This window comes from Chitinophaga sp. YIM B06452 (genome assembly GCF_039655965.1).
Taxonomy (GTDB): domain Bacteria; phylum Bacteroidota; class Bacteroidia; order Chitinophagales; family Chitinophagaceae; genus Chitinophaga.
The window spans coordinates 1789394-1806698 of record NZ_JAWLKY010000001.1; the positions used below are offsets into that span (position 1 = coordinate 1789394).

Consider the following 17305-nt stretch of genomic DNA (forward strand, 5'->3'; position numbering starts at 1 on the left):
CATGCTGAGAAATTATATCAAGATCGCCTGGAGGAACCTTTGGAACAACAAGGTATTCGGTATCATCAACATAGCCGGTCTTACCATCGGCCTCACCTGCTGCATGTTCATCCTGTTATGGGTGGCCAATGAGTGGAATTTCAACCGCAACCATCCGAAGCTGGAAAATATCTACCAGGTTTACGAACATCAGTACTATTCCCACGGCGACATACTCACCGTAACCGCCACGCCGGGCCCGCTGGCAGACGTATTGAAGGCGGAAACGCCTGGCATCCTGAAGGCCGCACACCTGTCGTGGCTGGATGAAAAACTTTTTTCCGCAGGGGATAAGAACCTGAAATTCGAAGGCCAGTTCGCCAATAACGATGTGTTTTCCGTTTTTGCTTTCCCGTTCATCGAAGGTGATCCCGCCACCGCCCTGAAACGCCCGAACGATATCGTGCTCACCGAAAAGGTGGCCAGGAGCCTGTTTGGCGATGCAAAGGCCGTGGGCCAGATCATAAGGCTGGACAGCAAAGAAGACTATATGGTCTGCGGTGTGATCAAAGACCTGCCGGCCAATTCAACATTCACTTTCAACTGGCTGCTGCCCTTTGAAAGGCTTGTGGAAGAGAACCAGTGGCTGAAGAACTGGGACAGCAACGCTCCCCGCACCTATGTGCTGCTCGATCCCAAAGCGGACTTCCGCCAGGTGAATGCCCGCGCGAAAGGAGTTATCCAGCGCAACCTGGAAGATTCGAAGACAGAAGTATTCCTTTATCCCTTTTCCGATATTTACCTCAAAGGCCAGTTCAGCAAAGGCCAGCTTACGGGTGGCCGCATCGAATATGTGAGGTTGTTCATCATCGTGGCTGTTTTTGTGCTGCTGATCGCCTGTATCAATTTCATGAACCTTTCCACCGCAAGGGCCATCCAGCGGAGCAAGGAAGTGGGCGTGCGCAAAAGCATCGGCGCGGGCCGCCCGGCGCTGATCTCCCAGTTCCTGGGAGAGTCTTTCGCGCTGGTGTTCATCGCTTCCGCATTATCTGTGCTGCTGGTTTGGATATTGTTGCCTTCCTTCGAAAAGATGGTGAACGTAACGATGAGTGTGAAGGTATTTACCTGGTACAATGTGCTGGGACTCTTCTTCCTGGCGCTTTTCACCGGTTTCATCGCCGGCAGTTACCCCGCCTTCTATCTCTCTTCCCTCGACCCCGTGGCCACGCTGAAGGGCGGCATGCTGCGGCTCCGCACCAGTGCCATCTGGCTGCGGAAAGGACTGGTGGTATTCCAGTTTGCCATCTCCACTATCCTCATTGTGGCAGCGTTCCTGATATACCAGCAGATCAGCTTCATCAAGAACCGGAATCTCGGTTTGAATAAGGACCAGGTGGTGTATGTCACCAATGAAGGAAATATCCAGAAAAATGAAGACGCATTCAGGAATGCGCTGAAAGGCATGCCGGGCATCGTGGCATCGTCTACATCCGACCAGCTGCCGATCCGCATTGGCAGCAACTTCCAGGGCTTGTCCTGGCCGGGCAAAGGGGCGGACGAATCGGTGCTGATCGACTACCTCTGGGTAGGGTATGATTTTGCAAAAACAATGCAGCTGGAAATGGTGGAAGGAAGAACCCCGTCCGCCGAATATCCCACCGATCAGCAGGGACTGGTGATCAACGAAACGGCCGCGAAGCTGATGAAGCTGAAACCACCGTATGTAGGGCAGCTGCTGACGCTGGATAATGAGAAACGGCCCATACTCGGCGTGGTGAAGGACTTCTCCAGCTCACATCTTTCAAGAAAGATCGCGCCCACCCTCATCCGGTATTCCAGCGGCACCAACCGTTATTTGCTGGTGCGCATCCAGCCGGATAAAGTGGAAACCGCGCTGGCCAGCCTCGCGTCTGTCTACAAAAAATTCAATCCCGAATATCCCTTCAGCGTAAAATATATGGACGAGTACTTCGCGAAGATGTACACCAGCGAACAGGTGATCGGCCGGCTTTCCGCAGGCTTCACCGTGCTGGCGATCTTCGTGGCATGCCTTGGATTGTTTGGACTGGCTACTTTCACCGCGCAGCAGCGTACGAAAGAGATCGGCATCCGCAAAGTGCTGGGCGCCACCATCGGCCAGATACTGGTGTTGCTCAGCAAAGAATTCCTGCGGCTGGTACTGATAGCTGTTGCGATCGCCATGCCGCTGGCCGCGTATTTCATGCACGGCTGGCTGGAAAAATTCGCGTACCATATAGACATCGCCTGGTGGGTGTTTGCCGCAACCGCGCTGCTGGCCGTTGTGCTGGCAATGCTTACGGTAAGCTACCAGTCGGTGAAAACCGCCCGTATGAACCCTGTGAAATCACTCAGAACTGAATAACCATGATCAGGAACTACATCAGGATCGCATTGCGAACCCTCTGGAAAAACAGGTTTATGTCCGCCGTAAACATACTGGGCCTCAGCGTGGGCATCAGTGCGGCGCTTGTGATATGGATGATAGTGCATTATGATCTTTCGTTTGACAAATTCCATAAGGACCGCGACCACATATACCGGATCGTGTCCGACCTGGATTTCAGCGGCATGAATATCAAGACAACCGGCGTGCCGATCCCCGTGCTGGGCGAGCTCCGGGAGCAGGCGCCGGGTTTGGAGAAAACAGCATTCATTTACCAATATTCACCGAACGTTAAAGTAAAGGAAGAAAAATTCGGGGTGCAGAAGAAGGTCACTTTTGCGGAGCCTGAATATTTCAACCTGTTCGAATACAAATGGCTGTATGGTTCTCCTGCCGTATTGAAAAGCCCTTTGCAGGTTGTGCTTACTGAAGAGCGGGCGGCGCAATACTTCCCCGGAACGGCTTTACAGGATGTGATCGGCAAAGAAGTGCGGTACGATGATTCAGTGAGCGTAACTGTCGGCGGTATTGTTGAATCGCTGAAAGGCAGAACAGATTTCACTTTCCAGGAGTTTGTATCTATGCAGACCCTTATATCCAACAAGGGGATGAGAGATTCGCGCGGCTGGGACAACTGGAATAATTTTAATTCTGCCATCAGCATGTTTGTGCAGCTGAAGCCGGGCGTTACACCTGAGAAGATCAATTCGCAGCTGATGAGTATTGTGAAGAAGCACAAAAATGAAGAATCCAAAAGTCAATATTTCCTTCAACCTCTGCGCGAACTGCACTTCAACGGTGAGTTCGGCGCATTCGACCAGCGGACGGCCGATCTGCCGGTGCTCTACAAGCTTGGCGCCCTGGTGGTGTTCCTGCTGCTGCTCGGCTGCATCAACTTCGTGAACCTGCAAACCGCGCAGGCGGGCGAAAGGGCGAAAGAGATCGGCATCCGCAAATCGCTCGGCAGCTCCAGGGGCAAAGTGGTGGCGCAGTTCCTCGGTGAAAGTTTTGTGCTTACCACAGTTGCGGCGATATTGTCTGTATTCCTGGTGCCGGGTATCCTTTATGCATTCAGCAGTTTTATTCCCAACGGCGTTACCATAGCCATGTTTACCGAATGGCAGGTGTTCCTGTTCATCCCCGTACTGGTGCTGGTGGTGGGCCTGCTGGCGGGTATTTACCCTGCCTTTGTGCTGGCGCGGTTTCAGACGGTGAAAGTGTTGAAGAACCAGGTGTATGGCGTGAACAGCAAAGCCCGCCTGCGCCAGGTGCTCACCGTTTCGCAATTCGCCATTGCATTGGCGCTGATCATGGCAACCGTGATCGTGGGAGAACAGACCAGATACGCTTACCGTAAGAATCTCGGGTTCAACAAAGACGAACGGTTTTTCCTGAAGGCCCCGGGCTGGAAGCATAATACCATTGCACTGAAAGCCAGGCTGGAGGCCATTCCTGAAGTGGAATCGCTGAGTTACGGATATGCGCCGCCTTCTTCCCCCGGTACCAGTTCCACTACCATGGGGCTTGGCACAGGAGCCATGGCCGAACCCTCTATGGTAGAAGTGAAGTACATCGATGAAAAATATATTCCATTCTATAATATCAAACTGTTGGCAGGCCGCAACCTGCTGCCGTCAGACACGATTAGCGAAATGCTGATCAATGAAAGCTTTGCCCGCGCTGCAGGCTTTGCAAAGCCGGAGGACGCTGTCGGGCAGCTGCTTAATTTCAACGACAACAAAAAGCCGGTAGTAGGTGTGATCGCTGATTTCCATACCAAAGGCGTGCAGGCACGAATACCGCCTTTGGCGCTTACCACGGGCCCGATGGCGAAATCATCACTGCATATTTCCCTGCGGAAAAACATCGATGCACCCCGCGCGATGGACAAGATCAAAGCCGCATGGGAAGCGGTTTTCCCGGATGATGTTTTTAAAGCCACTTATGTAGACGAAACGGTGGCACAGTTTTACGCCGGAGAAAGGAAATTAAGCAAGCTGCTGAGATGGGCCACAGGCGTGGCTATTTTCATCAGCTGCCTGGGCTTGCTGGGCCTGGCGATCTATGCCACGCGCCAGCGTACCAAAGAGATCGGCATACGGAAAGTATTGGGCGCCAGCGTGGGCAGCATCGTGATGCTGTTCAGCAAAGATGTAATGAAACTCGTATGCATTGCGGCTTTCATCGCTTCCGGCGTGGCCTGGTATGCTATGAACAACTGGCTGGAGAATTTTGCGTATCATATCAATATTCCCTGGTGGGTATTTCCCGCCGCGGCTGCGTCTGCACTGCTGCTGGCGCTGGCTACGGTAGCCACACAGGCTTTAAAAGCGGCCATGGTCAATCCCGTGCGTTCGCTGAAAACAGAATAAAATAATAAATATGTTCAGGAACTATCTCAAAATAGCGTGGAGAAATATCTGGAAAGCAAAGCAGGTATCCGCCGTGAACATCATCGGCCTGGCCGTGGCTATTGCAGGCGCTTTGCTGCTGTGCATAACGGTGTACAGGGAATTTTCCTTCGACAATTTCCATGAAAAGAAAGATTACCTCTACCAGGTTTACAGGGAAGAATTCCATGCGGATAAAACCGAGTCGCATTCTAATATGAGCTTCCCGCTAGGGCCGGTCCTGAAAGCGGAGGTACCCGGCATCAAAGCATTGACGCGCCTGGCCAACGGCGCTACAGTGATGAAGGTGGGAGAAACTTCGCAGACGATCGGGTTGCGGTATGTGGACAGTGCATTCCTGGACATGTTCACCTTCCCCGGAGCCAGCGGCAGCCACAAGCTGGATATGAACAGCGTGCTCATCAGCGAAAAAATGGCCGGCATCTTTTTCAAGGACCAGGATCCTGTGGGCAAAACGGTGCTCCTGCGTGCGGGAACCGAATGGAAAAGCTACACAGTGGCGGGCGTGCTGAAAAACGTGCCCGACAATTCCAGCATCCGCTTCGACGCGCTGGCGCGGCTGGAAACCCATCCCAGCTACCTGAGGGACCGTGAGAGCTGGGGGAATTTCAGCCTGGAAGTATTCGTTCAGCTGAACCCCGGCGTAAGCCCTGAAAGCTTTGAGCGGAGAGGCAAGATATTCATGGAAAAACATTATGCCGAAGACGTCCAGCGGATGAAAGCCGCCGGCGCCCGGAAAGACAAATTTGGCGGCGTGCTGCACCTGGGGCTTCTTCCCATCCGCGAAATACATTTCAGCGAACACAGCAACCTGCAGGACGCCAAGAAGCCCATCCTCTACATGCTGCTGTTCATCGCAGCCTTCCTGCTGTTCATTGCCAGCATCAATTTCCTGAACCTCACGCTGGCCCGCGCTTTCACGCGCGCCAAAGAAGTGGGCATGCGCAAAACGCTGGGCGCGGCAAGGTCGCAGCTTGTGCTGCAGCTCTGCGGCGAAGCGCTGGTGCTGTTCGTGATATCGCTTGCATTGGGGCTGATCATTACCTGGTTTGTACTGCCCCATTACAATTCCATGTTCTTCTCAAAAGCGGTATATTCTTTCAGCATACTGCTCAAACCTAAATTTCTCCTGGGCATACTGGCGGCGCTGCTTCTCATCAGCTTCCTTGCGGGCGGCTATCCCGCCTGGGTATTGTCCCGCACGCACACCCTGCTGGTGCTGAAAGGGAAGGTTTCTTCCGGGAAGACCAATTACTTCCGCAATACGCTCATCGTTACCCAATTCGTTTTTTCCTGCCTGCTGATCTGCGGCACCATTATCGCCTGGCAGCAAATGAACTACCTGCGCAACAGGCCCCTGGGCTTCAATACGCACGAAGTAGTGAGCATTCCCGTCAGCCCCGACCTGAACGGCCATCAGTTGCTGGCGCGGCTGCGCGCAGAACTGGAGCAGCAGCCCGACATCCTCTCGCTTACCGGTTCCAGCAATAATTTCGGCCGCGGGCTGGACGGTTCCCAGTCCACTTCCATTATCAACTTCCAGCTGTTCGACAAGGATGTGAACGGCCACTGGCAGGCGGTGGATTACGATTATGTAAAGACGATGGACCTGCAACTTGTTGCCGGCAAGGACTTCGACCGTTCCATGGGGCTGGATTCGTTTGGCTTCGTGATCAACGAACGAATGGCGAAGCAGCTGTTGGCGCTCGGTATAAAAGAACCTGTAGGCTACCGTTTCAGGATGGATAGCGAGGGGCCGGAATACCACATCAACGGCATCGTGAAAGATTTCCACTTTAAATCCCTGCACGAGGAAATAGCACCGCTGATAATGCACCTCAACCAGCAGGACGAGCGCCCCCTGTATATTTTCGTGAAAACGAAACCCGGCAACCTGCCGGCTTCCATGAAAACCATTGAGGCCGCGTTTAAAAAAGCCGCCCCGGGCCAGGCTTTCCTGGCGTCGTTCGTGAATGAGAACACCGAAAAACAATATAAATTCGAAGCCACGCTGATGAAAATATTCATCAGCGGCGCGGTGCTGACGATCATCATTTCCTGCATGGGCCTGTTCGCCATCGCGATGCTGGCGATCGCGCGCCGTACCAAAGAGATCGGCATCCGCAAGGTGCTGGGCGCAAGCGCGGCGGGCATTGCCGGGCTGATAGCGGCAGATTTCCTGAAGCTGGTGGCCCTGGCCATCCTGATCGCAACGCCGGTGGCCTGGTACGTGATGAGCGAGTGGCTGAAAGGATATGCATACCGGATCGGGATCAGCTGGTGGGTGTTTGTGCTGGCCGGTTTGCTGGCAGTGCTGATAGCCGCAGCCACCATCAGTTTCCAGAGCATCCGCGCGGCGCTGGTGAACCCCGTGAAATCGCTTCGTTCTGAATAATCAATAAAATATTTTACATTAATATCATGATTCAACTGCGCAACATCTCAAAACATTACCCGGTCGGGTTTGGGAAACATGAAATATTAAAGAACGTGGATCTCGTGATCCACGAAGGGGAGTTTGTGTCTATCATGGGCCCTTCCGGCTCGGGGAAGTCTACCCTGTTGCATATCCTGGGCCTGCTGGAAGAGCCTTCTGAAGGGGAGTACCTTTTCCAGGGCGAGCTGGTCCATAAAATGAATGATAAAAAACGGACGCAGCTTCACCGTGGCGCCATCGGCTTTGTATTCCAGGCGTATCACCTGATAGATGAGCTGACCGTGTATGAAAATATTGAAACGCCTCTCCTGTATAAGAATATGCCTTCTTCCGAGCGCAAAAGCCGGGTTGCGGATATCCTTGACCGTTTTAACATGGTGGCCAAGAAAGACCTGTTCCCGAACCAGCTTTCCGGCGGCCAGCAGCAGCTGGTGGGCATAGCAAGGGCCATCGTGGCCGAACCGGCGGTCATTTTTGCGGACGAACCTACCGGCAACCTGCATTCAGACCAGGCCAAAACTATCATGGAACTGTTTGCAGAGCTCAATAAAAAAGACGGGATCACGATCGTCCAGGTAACCCACTCAGACCTGAACGCCGGCTACGGCAACAAGGTTATCCAGATCATGGACGGACGGGTGAAATAATCTCTTCATCATTTTTCCGGAAGCTAAAAACTCATCATATGATGTTTTACCTTAAATTCGTGTGGCCCGGAGCCATACCTACTAGTAATTTGCCATCTATCAAGTACGGCCGAATGGAGTTATCTCAATTATTATATTTTTGTCAGGCTATGAAGATAAAGTCCCTTGCAATTGCATCGTTACTGGCTTTTCTGTTGTTTGCCAACCCGGCGGCCGCCCAGGATAACTGGAGCTACCAGCGTTGCCTGGACTATGCGCTTACCCACAACCTGACCCTCCAGCAGAGTGTGCTGCAAAAGCGTTTGCAGGAACTGACCCTGAAGCAGAACCGGCTGTCGCAGCTGCCTACGATCAACGCAGGAGCCAACGCAGGTTACCGTTTCGGCCGTTCCATCGACCCCACTACCAACACCTTCGTAACACAGACCCTTTTCAACTCAGGGCTGAGCATGGACCTGAATGCGGACCTCTTCGGATGGTTCTCCAAGCAGAATACCATCCAGGCCTCCAAATACCAGGTTTACGCGGCCAATTTCCAGCTTGAAAAAGCCCGGAATGATATGGGCGTGAACGTTGCCAATGCATTTTTGCAGATACTGCTGGCCGAAGAACAGGTGAAGATCAGCAAAGCACAGGTAGACCTGAGCATTGCCCAGCTGGACAATACCAAGAAACTCGTGGCCGCCGGCTCCGTCCCGGAAAGCAACCAGGCAGACCTGGAAGCCCAGCTGGCGCGCGACAGCTCCGCCCTCGTTACCGCGGAGAATAACGCCGTCATCCGCGTGCTGACCATGAAAGCCCTGCTGAACCTGGATTTCGCGGTTCCTTTTAAGACCGAGCTGCCGGAAAACGTGGAATCCGTTTCCCTGCTCAACCTTTCCGAAACCGATCCTGAAATGGTCTTCAGCGCGGCGCTGGCCAACCAGCCTGGCTATAAGGCTGACGAGGCGCTGGTGAAAGCAGCTAACAGGAGCCTGGCTTCCGCAAGAGGTGCTATGTTTCCCCGCCTGAGCATAGGCGGCAGCGCGGGCACCAACTACGCCAACTCGAATTACCAGCAATATGGCCCGTCTATCCCCTACGTGGATACCACCGGCTTTGTGACCGTGAACGGAACAACATACCCCGCGCTGAAAGCAGGCTCATTCAGGCTAAGCAAGCTCACGCCTTTCGGCGAACAGTTCAGCAATAACTTTGGTCAGAATATCGGCATCACGCTCAACATACCCATCCTGAACGCATGGCAGCTGCGGGGGAACGTGGAAAGAGCGAAGATTGACATGCAGGACAAACAGCTCACGCTGAACATCAACCGCCAGAAACTCCGCCAGGACATCTACACCGCTCATGCGGATGCGGTAGGCGCCCTGCAGAAATACCAGGCGGCCATTACCACCGAAAGGGCTTCCCAGAAAGCGTACGACTTTGCCACCAAACGCTTCAACGTAGGCCTGATGAACACCGTGGAATACGTTACCACGCAAACAAATCTTTTCAGGGCGCAGATAGACAGGGTATCCGCCCTGTACGATTATATATTTAAAATCAAATTACTGGAATTCTATCGCGACCAGCGAATAACGCTATAGTATTCCGGGGCACAGAAATACAAAGCGTATATGAAGAAAAGAAAGAAACTGCTTTTTTGGATTATCGGCGGCCTGCTGGTGCTGATAATCCTTATCGCATTTATAAAAGGTTCCGGCAAAGATGAGGGCATCAAAGTGGCCGTGGATAAGGCTGCCAAAAGGGACATCATTGAAGTGGTTTCAGCCAGCGGAAAGATCTTCCCCGAAATAGAGGTGAAGGTAAGCTCCGATATTTCCGGGGAAATTACCGACCTGATGGTGGAAGAGGGAGATTCCGTGGTGAAAGGGCAGGTACTGGCACGCATATACGCAGATATTTATGGCTCCGCCCGCGATCGTGCAGCCGCTTCCGTTAGCCAGAGCCAGGCCGAGCTGGCCAACAGCGACGCAGCGCTGAGCGCCTTCAAAGCCCGGCTGGACCAGTCTAAAGCAGCTTTCGACCGGAACTCCGAACTGCTCAAACAAAAAGTGATCTCCCGCTCCGAATTCGAAACAGCGGAAGCCACCTATAAAGCCGCGCAATCTGATTACAACGCCGCCCTTCAGCGCATCAACAGCGCGAAGTTCGCCGTTTCCAGCGCGCAGGCCAACCTTACCGAAGCCAACAAGAACCTGGGAAGGACCACCATTCTTTCCCCCATGGGCGGCACCGTTTCCCTGCTCTCAGTTAAAAAAGGCGAACGCGTGGTAGGTACCGCGCAGATGACCGGTACCGAAATGCTCCGCATTGCAGACATGGCCACCATGGAAGTGCAGGTGGATGTTGGAGAAAATGATATCCCTAAAGTAAAATACGGCGATTCAGCCCTCATTGAAGTAGATGCGTACACCAACCGCAAATTCAAAGGCCTGGTAACGCAGATCGCCAGCTCCAGCAAAGGCGCGGCCACTGCTTCAGCGTCTACCTCCTCAGCTGAACAAGTGACCAATTACGTGGTGCATATCCGCATTTTGCCTACTTCATACGCAGACCTCATCGATCCGAAATTCCCGCGCAGGTTCCCCTTCAGGCCCGGTATGAGCGCCAATGTGGACATCCAGACGCGTACCGAAAAACAGGTGCTGTCTATCCCCATCAACGCAGTGACCACGCGCAACCCGGCGGATACCCTCAAGAAAGACGAGAAAGAAAAGAAAGGCCCCGGCAAACCTGACAACAGCGCCCCCGTTGCGGAAGAAGGCAAACGCGATTTCAAGGAAGTGGTGTTCCTCCTGCAAAAAGACAATACCGTTAAAATGACCGAAGTGACCGTAGGCATCCAGGATGATAACAACATCCAGATCAAATCCGGTATCACGGAAGGGCAGGAAGTGATCAGCGGCCCGTACACAGCCATTTCCCGGCTGCTGGAAAACGGTAAGAAAGTGAAAGTAGTGCCCAAAGCACAGCTCTTTGAAGAAACCAAATAAACACATAATCAAAAAAGGAGGCATACGTATCTGTATGCCTCCTTTTTTATTGCCCTTTTATTGTCCCCTCGAATTTAACTACATTGCAGAAAAATTCAGGGAAAGTTGAGCATGGGTCATCATACAGGAATAATCGGGAGTGGCAGCTGGGCTACAGCCATCGCCAAGATACTGACGGATAACAACCAGCACATACATTGGTGGATACGCAGCGAAGAAACCATCCGCCACCTGCAATCCCGGCATCACAACAAGCACTACCTCACTTCAGTTTATTTCGATAACAGGCTGCTGCAGGTCAACAACGATCTCGCGGCGGTGGTACAGGCCAGCGACACGCTCATACTGGCCGTTCCTTCCGCTTTCCTGCGGCAGGTGCTGGAAACGCTTCCTGCAGACGCTTTCAGCGCTAAAAAAGTAGTGTCTGCCATCAAAGGCCTGGTGCCCGGCACCAACCAGCTGATCAACGATTACCTGGCGGACCGCTTCAACCTGCCGGTGGAAAATTATTTCACCATCACCGGCCCCTGCCATGCGGAAGAAGTGGCCAACGAAAAATTATCCTATCTCACTTTCTCCGGCCTCGACGCCGATGGCACCGAAGAACTGGCGGCCCGCTTCAACAACAGCTACCTGCAAACCATCGTGAATAAAGACTTGTACGGCGTGCAGTTTGCCTCCGTGCTGAAGAATATTTACGCCCTCGGCGCGGGTATTGCGCATGGCCTTGAGTACGGCGATAATTTCCTGAGTGTGTTTATCACCAACTGCTTCCGCGAAATGCAGGAGTTCCTCGAAAAATACGAGCAATTCCAGGCAGGGCACGGTAAAGAGGCCGTGGTGCACAATTACAACGCCAGCGCCTACCTCGGCGACCTGCTGGTGACCTGCTATTCACTGCACAGCCGCAACCGCACATTCGGGAACATGATCGGGAAAGGGTACAGTGTAAAGGCCGCCCAGCTTGAGCTGAACATGATCGCGGAGGGATATTACGCCAGCCGCTGCATCTTCGAGATCAACCAGGAAATAGGTGCATACATGCCCATTGCGCAAAAGATCTACAGCATTCTCTGGGAACACCTGCATACAGAAGAAGCTTTCCTGGAAATGGAAAAGGGGCTGGTCTAAAAGAACATCGCCGCGGCGATGCCGTCTGCAAAGAATTTCCCTTCGCGGGTGAGCCTGAGCATGGAGGCTTCCTGCAACATCCATCCTTTTTCGATGAATTCTGCGCCGGCTGAGAGAAGCTGCCGGCTCTTGTCCTCGCCGAACTGCGCGGAAATCCTTTCCAGGCTGCATCCTGCCTGGGTGCGGAGCGATATCATGATATATTCATTCAGGGCCATCTGCGGGCTCAGCACTTCCTTCTCAAAAGGCACTGTGCCTTTGCGGATGCTTTGCATGTACAGTGAATTGTTGGCCACATTCCACTGCCGGCTTTGCCCGTTATAAGAATGCGCGCTGGGCCCCAGTCCCAGGTAAGGTTTTCCCTGCCAGTAACTGCTGTTGTGCCGCGAATACATGCCGGGCTTCGCGAAGTTGGATATCTCGTAATGCTCGTACCCCGCCTTTTCCAGCGCCTGCATGAGCATCCCGAAATGATGCGCCGCGCGGTCGGGGTCGATGGGCGGGATCTTGTGGTGCTGGATGAAATTGTCCAGCGCGGTGCCGGGCTCCACGGTGAGCGCGTAACAGGAAAGATGCGGGATACCGAGGCTCACGGCTTTTGCGATGTTCTCTTCCCAGTGCGCATCAGTGAGGGTGGGGCCGCCGTAGATGAGGTCTATGCTGATATTGTCGAACCCCTTTTCCCTGGCGGTTTCCAGGCATTGGAGCGATTGAGCTGCGTTGTGGGCGCGGTTCATCCATTTCAGGTCTTCTTCAAAAAAAGACTGCACCCCGATGCTCAGGCGGTTGACGCCCGCATCGCGGAGCGCCTGGAGATTGTCTGATGAAAGGTCGTCAGGATTGGCTTCCAGGGTGATCTCGGCGTTCTCTGCGATGGTGTAATGTTTCCGGAGGGTATCCAGCAGCGCGCGGATGGCTTCGCCCGGCAACAGGCTGGGCGTTCCGCCGCCGAAATAAACGGTCTGTACGGCCTGGCCTTCGAGATATGCCTGCTGAAGGGCTGCTTCCGTATGAATGCATTCCAAAACTTCATCCCGGTACTGGAGCGAGGTGGAGAAATGAAAGTTGCAGTAATGACAAGCCTTTTTGCAGAAAGGAATGTGGATATAGATACCGGCCATGAGTTGTTTTAAGAAAGAATTGTCGGGATTATTTGCAAACCTCGAAAATACATGTGAGTTTTGTAGATATTTTTGGAACAAGAATAGTTAATTGCATCATTATAAATTTTACAGACCGTTGCGAACCTGGATGTTGTTCTTACTGCTGGTTACCTGCTCGCTGTCCCTCCGGGCGCAGTCAGACAGTGCTGTTAAGAAACCGGTTTCCCCCAAACCCGCTGCTACGGCTGTACGCAAAGTTAAGACAGATTCAGCGGTTACTGCGCCTGCTGCCATAAAGGATTCCATCGCGCTGCGGGATTCCCTGGCTGCGGCCGTTGCGCCCAAAGTGCATGCCTACGATACCATCATGGCGGCGCTGGAAAAAAAACATATGTACCTCAGCCGCGAAGGCAAGCGGGTGCAGTACGACATCAACCCGCTGCGGGAAGATCCTTCGCAGGACTGGCTGGTATACGTAGTGGCCGGCGTGATACTGCTGTTGGGCATCATCAGGAGCGCTTACCTCAAATATTTTTCCGACCTGTTCAGGGCTTTCTTTAATCCCACCCTCAGCCAGCGGCAGCTGAAAGACCAGCTTTCGCAGTCGCCGTTCCCCAACTTCCTGCTCAATACCTTCTTCGTGGTGAGCCTTGGGCTGTACCTCTACCTGCTCATGTACCGGCTGGATTACCCCACCGGCGCGATCGCCTGGATGCTGATACCCGGGCTGATGCTGCTGGTAGGCGTGATTTACACCGTGAAATACATTGTGCTGCGGTTTTGCGGCTGGCTGTTCGGGAACGAGGAGCTGATAGACGCATACGTGTTTATTCTCTACCTGATCAATAAAGTACTGGGGATATTGCTGGCGCCGTTCCTGGTGATACTGGCGTTCTGCAAGCCCGAAATTGCGGGAACCTGCCTCTATATTTCAATATTTTTTATTGTATTACTGGTTGTATACAGGTACGTAAGGTCTTATTCGCTGGTCCGGCAATATCTCTCTTTCAGCAAATTGCATTTTTTTCTTTACCTTTGCGCATTCGAAGTAGTGCCGGTTTTAATAATTACAAAGGTACTTTTACTTTGGTTAACTGGTAATCCGTAAGATTACTGCTATTGTTAACACAAGAGCAAATTACGTATGATAAAAGGCGGGCCAAAAAAAGATTTGCAGGAGAAACAACTAACGATCCTAATTTCCCAACCTAAGCCAGAGACAGAGAAATCACCTTATTTCGACTTAGCAAAGAAATTCAACGTTCGCTTGGATTTCCATCCTTTCATCCGAGTGGAAGGGGTGCCGGGTAAAGATTTCAGGAAGCAGAAAGTGGACATCATCACTTACACTGCCGTGATCTTCACCAGCCGGAATTCGGTAGACCACTTCTTCCGCGTATGCGAGGAGCTGAAAGTAAAAGTCTCACAGGATTGTAAGTACTTCTGTATTACAGAAGCCGTGGCGTTGTACCTGCAAAAGTTCATCCTTTACCGCAAACGCAAGGTGTTTTATGGGGCGGACGGCTCTACCAAAAGCCTGCTGGAAGTGATGAACAAACACCGGGAAAATGAAAAATTCCTTTTCCCGAGCTCGGACAGTCAGAAAAAAGACATCGAGGAGTGGTTAAAAGCCAACAAGTGCGAATATGCCACAGCCTCCCTGTACAAAACTGTTTCGAACGATGTAAAGGAGGTACTGACGAACACCGAATATGATATGATCGTATTCTTCAGTCCATCCGGCGTAAAATCTCTTTTCGAGAATATGCCTAAATTCAAACAGAACGGTACCCACATCGGGGCATTCGGTCCTACCACTTCCGCAGCCGTGGAAGAAGCCGGCCTGCGCCTGGATGTGAAAGCGCCCGCACCGCAGGCGCCTTCCATGGTAGCCGCGCTGGAACAGTTCCTCCAGGGGCTGACCAAAAAGTAAACGTAACAAAAATTTTATAAAAAAGGGAGCATCCTGGCGATGTTCCCTTTTTGTTTTAGCCTACTTTCGTATTGATTATTATACGCTTAACCGATCACACTATGGCAAACCGTCTCGCGAAAGAAACCAGCCCCTACCTGCTCCAGCATGCCCATAACCCGGTGGACTGGTACCCCTGGGGAGAAGAGGCTTTCCGGAAAGCTGAAGAAGAGAACAAGCCCATCCTGGTAAGCATCGGTTATGCCGCCTGCCACTGGTGCCACGTGATGGAGCGGGAGAGTTTCGAGAATGAAACGACCGCCAGGCTTATGAACGAGCATTTTGTGAACATCAAAATAGACCGGGAAGAGCGCCCGGACATCGATCATATCTACATGGACGCACTGCAGGCCATGGCCGGCAACGGCGGATGGCCGCTGAACATGTTCCTGCTGCCCGACAGGCAGCCTTTTTACGGCGGCACTTATTTCCCGCCACAGAAAGCCTACAACCGCCCTTCATGGACGGACGTGCTGCTGGCTGTGTCAGACGCGTTCAAAACCAAAAGGAAAGACCTGGAAGACCAGGCAGCCAACCTCACACAACATCTCCAGCAAAGCAACCAGTTCGGTGTAAACACAATAGATCTCGGCCTTCCGAAAGACGAGCTATTCACGCAGGCGCAGGCGGACGCGATGGTGCTGGCGCTGATGGGGCAGGCGGATAAAGAATGGGGCGGGTTCGGCCATGCGCCCAAGTTCCCGGGCAGTTTCGCCATCCAGTACCTGCTGCGGCATTACCGCGTGAGCAAAGATGAAACCGCTCTGCAGCAGGCGCTCCTCTCGCTGGACAAGATGATCTACGGCGGCATTTACGACCAGCTGGGCGGCGGGTTTGCGCGGTATTCCACCGATGAAAAATGGCTGGCCCCGCACTTCGAAAAAATGCTGTACGATAATGCTTTGCTGGTAGACACGCTGTGCGAAGCATACCAGCTCACCGGCCATCAGCGTTATGCGCAAACGATCCGGCATACGCTGGCATTCGTGCAACGGGAAATGACTGCTCCCGAAGGCGCTTTCTATTCCGCGCTGGACGCGGATTCTGAAGGAGTGGAAGGGAAATTTTATGTGTGGGAAGAAGAAGAAATTAACGCATTGCTGGGCGCCGACGCGCCCGCATTCAACGCATATTACGATGTAAGCCGCCATGGCAACTGGGAAGACGTGAACATTCTCTGGGCGCCGCGGCCGCTGGAAATCGCGGCGCAGGAGCAGGGCCTGCTGCCGGCTGAGCTGGAAGCATTGCTGGAAAGAAGCCGTCCCAAGCTCATGGCTGCCCGCGACAAGCGCATCCGCCCCGGGCTGGACGATAAGATACTGCTGGGCTGGAACACGCTGATGATCCACGCCTGCTGCAAGGCCGCAGCGGCTTTGGGAGACGAGGCTTATCTTGTTATGGCGGAGAAGGCAATGAACTGCATCTTTGAAAATATGCGCAGGGCCGGGGCATCCCCGGCGTTCTGGCATACGTATAAAGAAGGTAGCGCGCGTTATCCTGCCTTCCTGGACGATTATGCCAACCTCATCCGCGCATTGATCGCTTTACAGGAAACCTCCGGCAACCTTGAATGGGTCCGCATTGCTGCGGAGCTGGCGGAATTTGTGACCGGGCAATTCAGCGATGAGAATGCGCGTTATTTCTATTACACGGCGGCAGGGCAGGAAGACGTGATCGTGCGGAAGAAAGAGATCTATGACGGCGCTGTGCCCAGCGGTAACGCGGTGATGGCGCACAACCTCTGGCATCTTTCCATTGTTTTCGACAGAAAAGAATGGGCAGACAGGGCGCTGGCAATGACGGCCGGGTTGTCGCAAACAGTGGCCCGTTATCCCACCTCTTTCGGGGTTTGGGCGGCCATGATCCTGCGGCTGGTGCAGGGCACGCCTGAGCTGGCAGTGGCTGGGCCGGCTTATAAAGCGCGGATGCGGGAGCTGGGTGAATTGTATGTTCCTTACAAGGTGTTGCTGGGCGCTGAGGCGGATGTGGCGGATATGCCGCTGTTGCAGCAGCGGTTGCAGGCCGGGAAGACGCTGATATATCTTTGCAGGGATTACCAATGTGTTAAACCTGCCGAACACATATCGGAAATAACTAATTTAATATGAAATTTGTTGTAAATTGCATTCCCTTTGATATATTAGCGCTTACGACAAAAAAATAACAGCAATAATATCAAAATAAATATTATATTTATATTAGATGCGTGTATGATCTTGACT

General features: G+C 52.9%; 11 protein-coding genes. 10 read left to right on the forward strand and 1 reads right to left on the reverse strand.

Annotated features, from left to right (window positions below; translation table 11 throughout):
* Position 1 precedes the first annotated feature (1 nt).
* The 7 genes from R3I13_RS07140 to R3I13_RS07170 all read left to right on the forward strand — a co-directional run bounded on the left by R3I13_RS07140 (position 2) and on the right by R3I13_RS07170 (position 12008).
* On the forward strand, positions 2–2362 hold the full coding sequence (locus tag R3I13_RS07140; protein ID WP_346317237.1) for an ABC transporter permease: 2361 nt from the start codon (positions 2–4) through the stop codon (positions 2360–2362).
* A gap of 2 nt (positions 2363–2364) precedes the next feature.
* A complete protein-coding gene (locus R3I13_RS07145; protein WP_346317238.1) occupies positions 2365–4755 on the forward strand; it encodes an ABC transporter permease in 2391 nt (796 codons plus the stop codon).
* 10 nt (positions 4756–4765) lie between these two features.
* The gene (locus R3I13_RS07150) at positions 4766–7189 is read left to right on the forward strand and encodes an ABC transporter permease (protein ID WP_346317239.1); all 2424 of its coding nucleotides are present in this window, start codon (positions 4766–4768) and stop codon (positions 7187–7189) included.
* Between the two features lie 26 nt (positions 7190–7215).
* Positions 7216–7878, forward strand: coding sequence for an ABC transporter ATP-binding protein (locus R3I13_RS07155; protein WP_346317240.1), 663 nt, complete (start codon positions 7216–7218; stop codon positions 7876–7878).
* A gap of 149 nt (positions 7879–8027) precedes the next feature.
* Positions 8028–9467 carry a TolC family protein gene (locus R3I13_RS07160; protein WP_346317241.1) on the forward strand — a complete coding sequence of 480 codons (1440 nt, stop codon included), beginning with the start codon at positions 8028–8030 and terminating at the stop codon, positions 9465–9467.
* Positions 9468–9497: 30 nt separating this feature from the next.
* Positions 9498–10877 (forward strand): efflux RND transporter periplasmic adaptor subunit, encoded by a 1380-nt coding sequence (locus tag R3I13_RS07165; RefSeq protein WP_346317242.1) that lies wholly within the window; start codon positions 9498–9500, stop codon positions 10875–10877.
* 111 nt (positions 10878–10988) lie between these two features.
* On the forward strand, positions 10989–12008 hold the full coding sequence (locus R3I13_RS07170) for an NAD(P)H-dependent glycerol-3-phosphate dehydrogenase (RefSeq protein WP_346317243.1): 1020 nt from the start codon (positions 10989–10991) through the stop codon (positions 12006–12008).
* Here the strand turns inward: R3I13_RS07170 and hemW are convergent.
* Positions 12005–13129 carry a radical SAM family heme chaperone HemW gene (gene hemW, locus R3I13_RS07175; protein ID WP_346317244.1) on the reverse strand — a complete coding sequence of 375 codons (1125 nt, stop codon included), beginning with the start codon at positions 13127–13129 and terminating at the stop codon, positions 12005–12007. The genes R3I13_RS07170 and hemW overlap by 4 nt on opposite strands.
* Before the next feature lie 118 nt (positions 13130–13247).
* Between hemW and R3I13_RS07180 the strand changes: the two genes are divergently transcribed.
* The 3 genes from R3I13_RS07180 to R3I13_RS07190 all read left to right on the forward strand — a co-directional run bounded on the left by R3I13_RS07180 (position 13248) and on the right by R3I13_RS07190 (position 17191).
* A complete protein-coding gene (locus R3I13_RS07180; protein WP_346317245.1) occupies positions 13248–14219 on the forward strand; it encodes a DUF4271 domain-containing protein in 972 nt (323 codons plus the stop codon).
* 159 nt (positions 14220–14378) lie between these two features.
* Positions 14379–15044 (forward strand): uroporphyrinogen-III synthase, encoded by a 666-nt coding sequence (locus R3I13_RS07185; RefSeq protein WP_346317246.1) that lies wholly within the window; start codon positions 14379–14381, stop codon positions 15042–15044.
* Positions 15045–15145: 101 nt separating this feature from the next.
* Positions 15146–17191, forward strand: coding sequence for a thioredoxin domain-containing protein (locus tag R3I13_RS07190; RefSeq protein WP_346317247.1), 2046 nt, complete (start codon positions 15146–15148; stop codon positions 17189–17191).
* Positions 17192–17305 lie beyond the last annotated feature (114 nt).

Bases quoted from the DNA above. Each gene is read 5' to 3' on its own strand.
- R3I13_RS07140 (WP_346317237.1), top strand. From the start codon at position 2: ATGCTGAGAAATTATATCAAGATCGCCTGGAGGAACCTTTGGAACAAC.
- R3I13_RS07145 (WP_346317238.1), top strand. From the start codon at position 2,365: ATGATCAGGAACTACATCAGGATCGCATTGCGAACCCTCTGGAAAAAC.
- R3I13_RS07150 (WP_346317239.1), top strand. From the start codon at position 4,766: ATGTTCAGGAACTATCTCAAAATAGCGTGGAGAAATATCTGGAAAGCA.
- R3I13_RS07155 (WP_346317240.1), top strand. From the start codon at position 7,216: ATGATTCAACTGCGCAACATCTCAAAACATTACCCGGTCGGGTTTGGG.
- R3I13_RS07160 (WP_346317241.1), top strand. From the start codon at position 8,028: ATGAAGATAAAGTCCCTTGCAATTGCATCGTTACTGGCTTTTCTGTTG.
- R3I13_RS07165 (WP_346317242.1), top strand. From the start codon at position 9,498: ATGAAGAAAAGAAAGAAACTGCTTTTTTGGATTATCGGCGGCCTGCTG.
- R3I13_RS07170 (WP_346317243.1), top strand. From the start codon at position 10,989: ATGGGTCATCATACAGGAATAATCGGGAGTGGCAGCTGGGCTACAGCC.
- hemW (WP_346317244.1), bottom strand. From the start codon at position 13,129: ATGGCCGGTATCTATATCCACATTCCTTTCTGCAAAAAGGCTTGTCAT.
- R3I13_RS07190 (WP_346317247.1), top strand. From the start codon at position 15,146: ATGGCAAACCGTCTCGCGAAAGAAACCAGCCCCTACCTGCTCCAGCAT.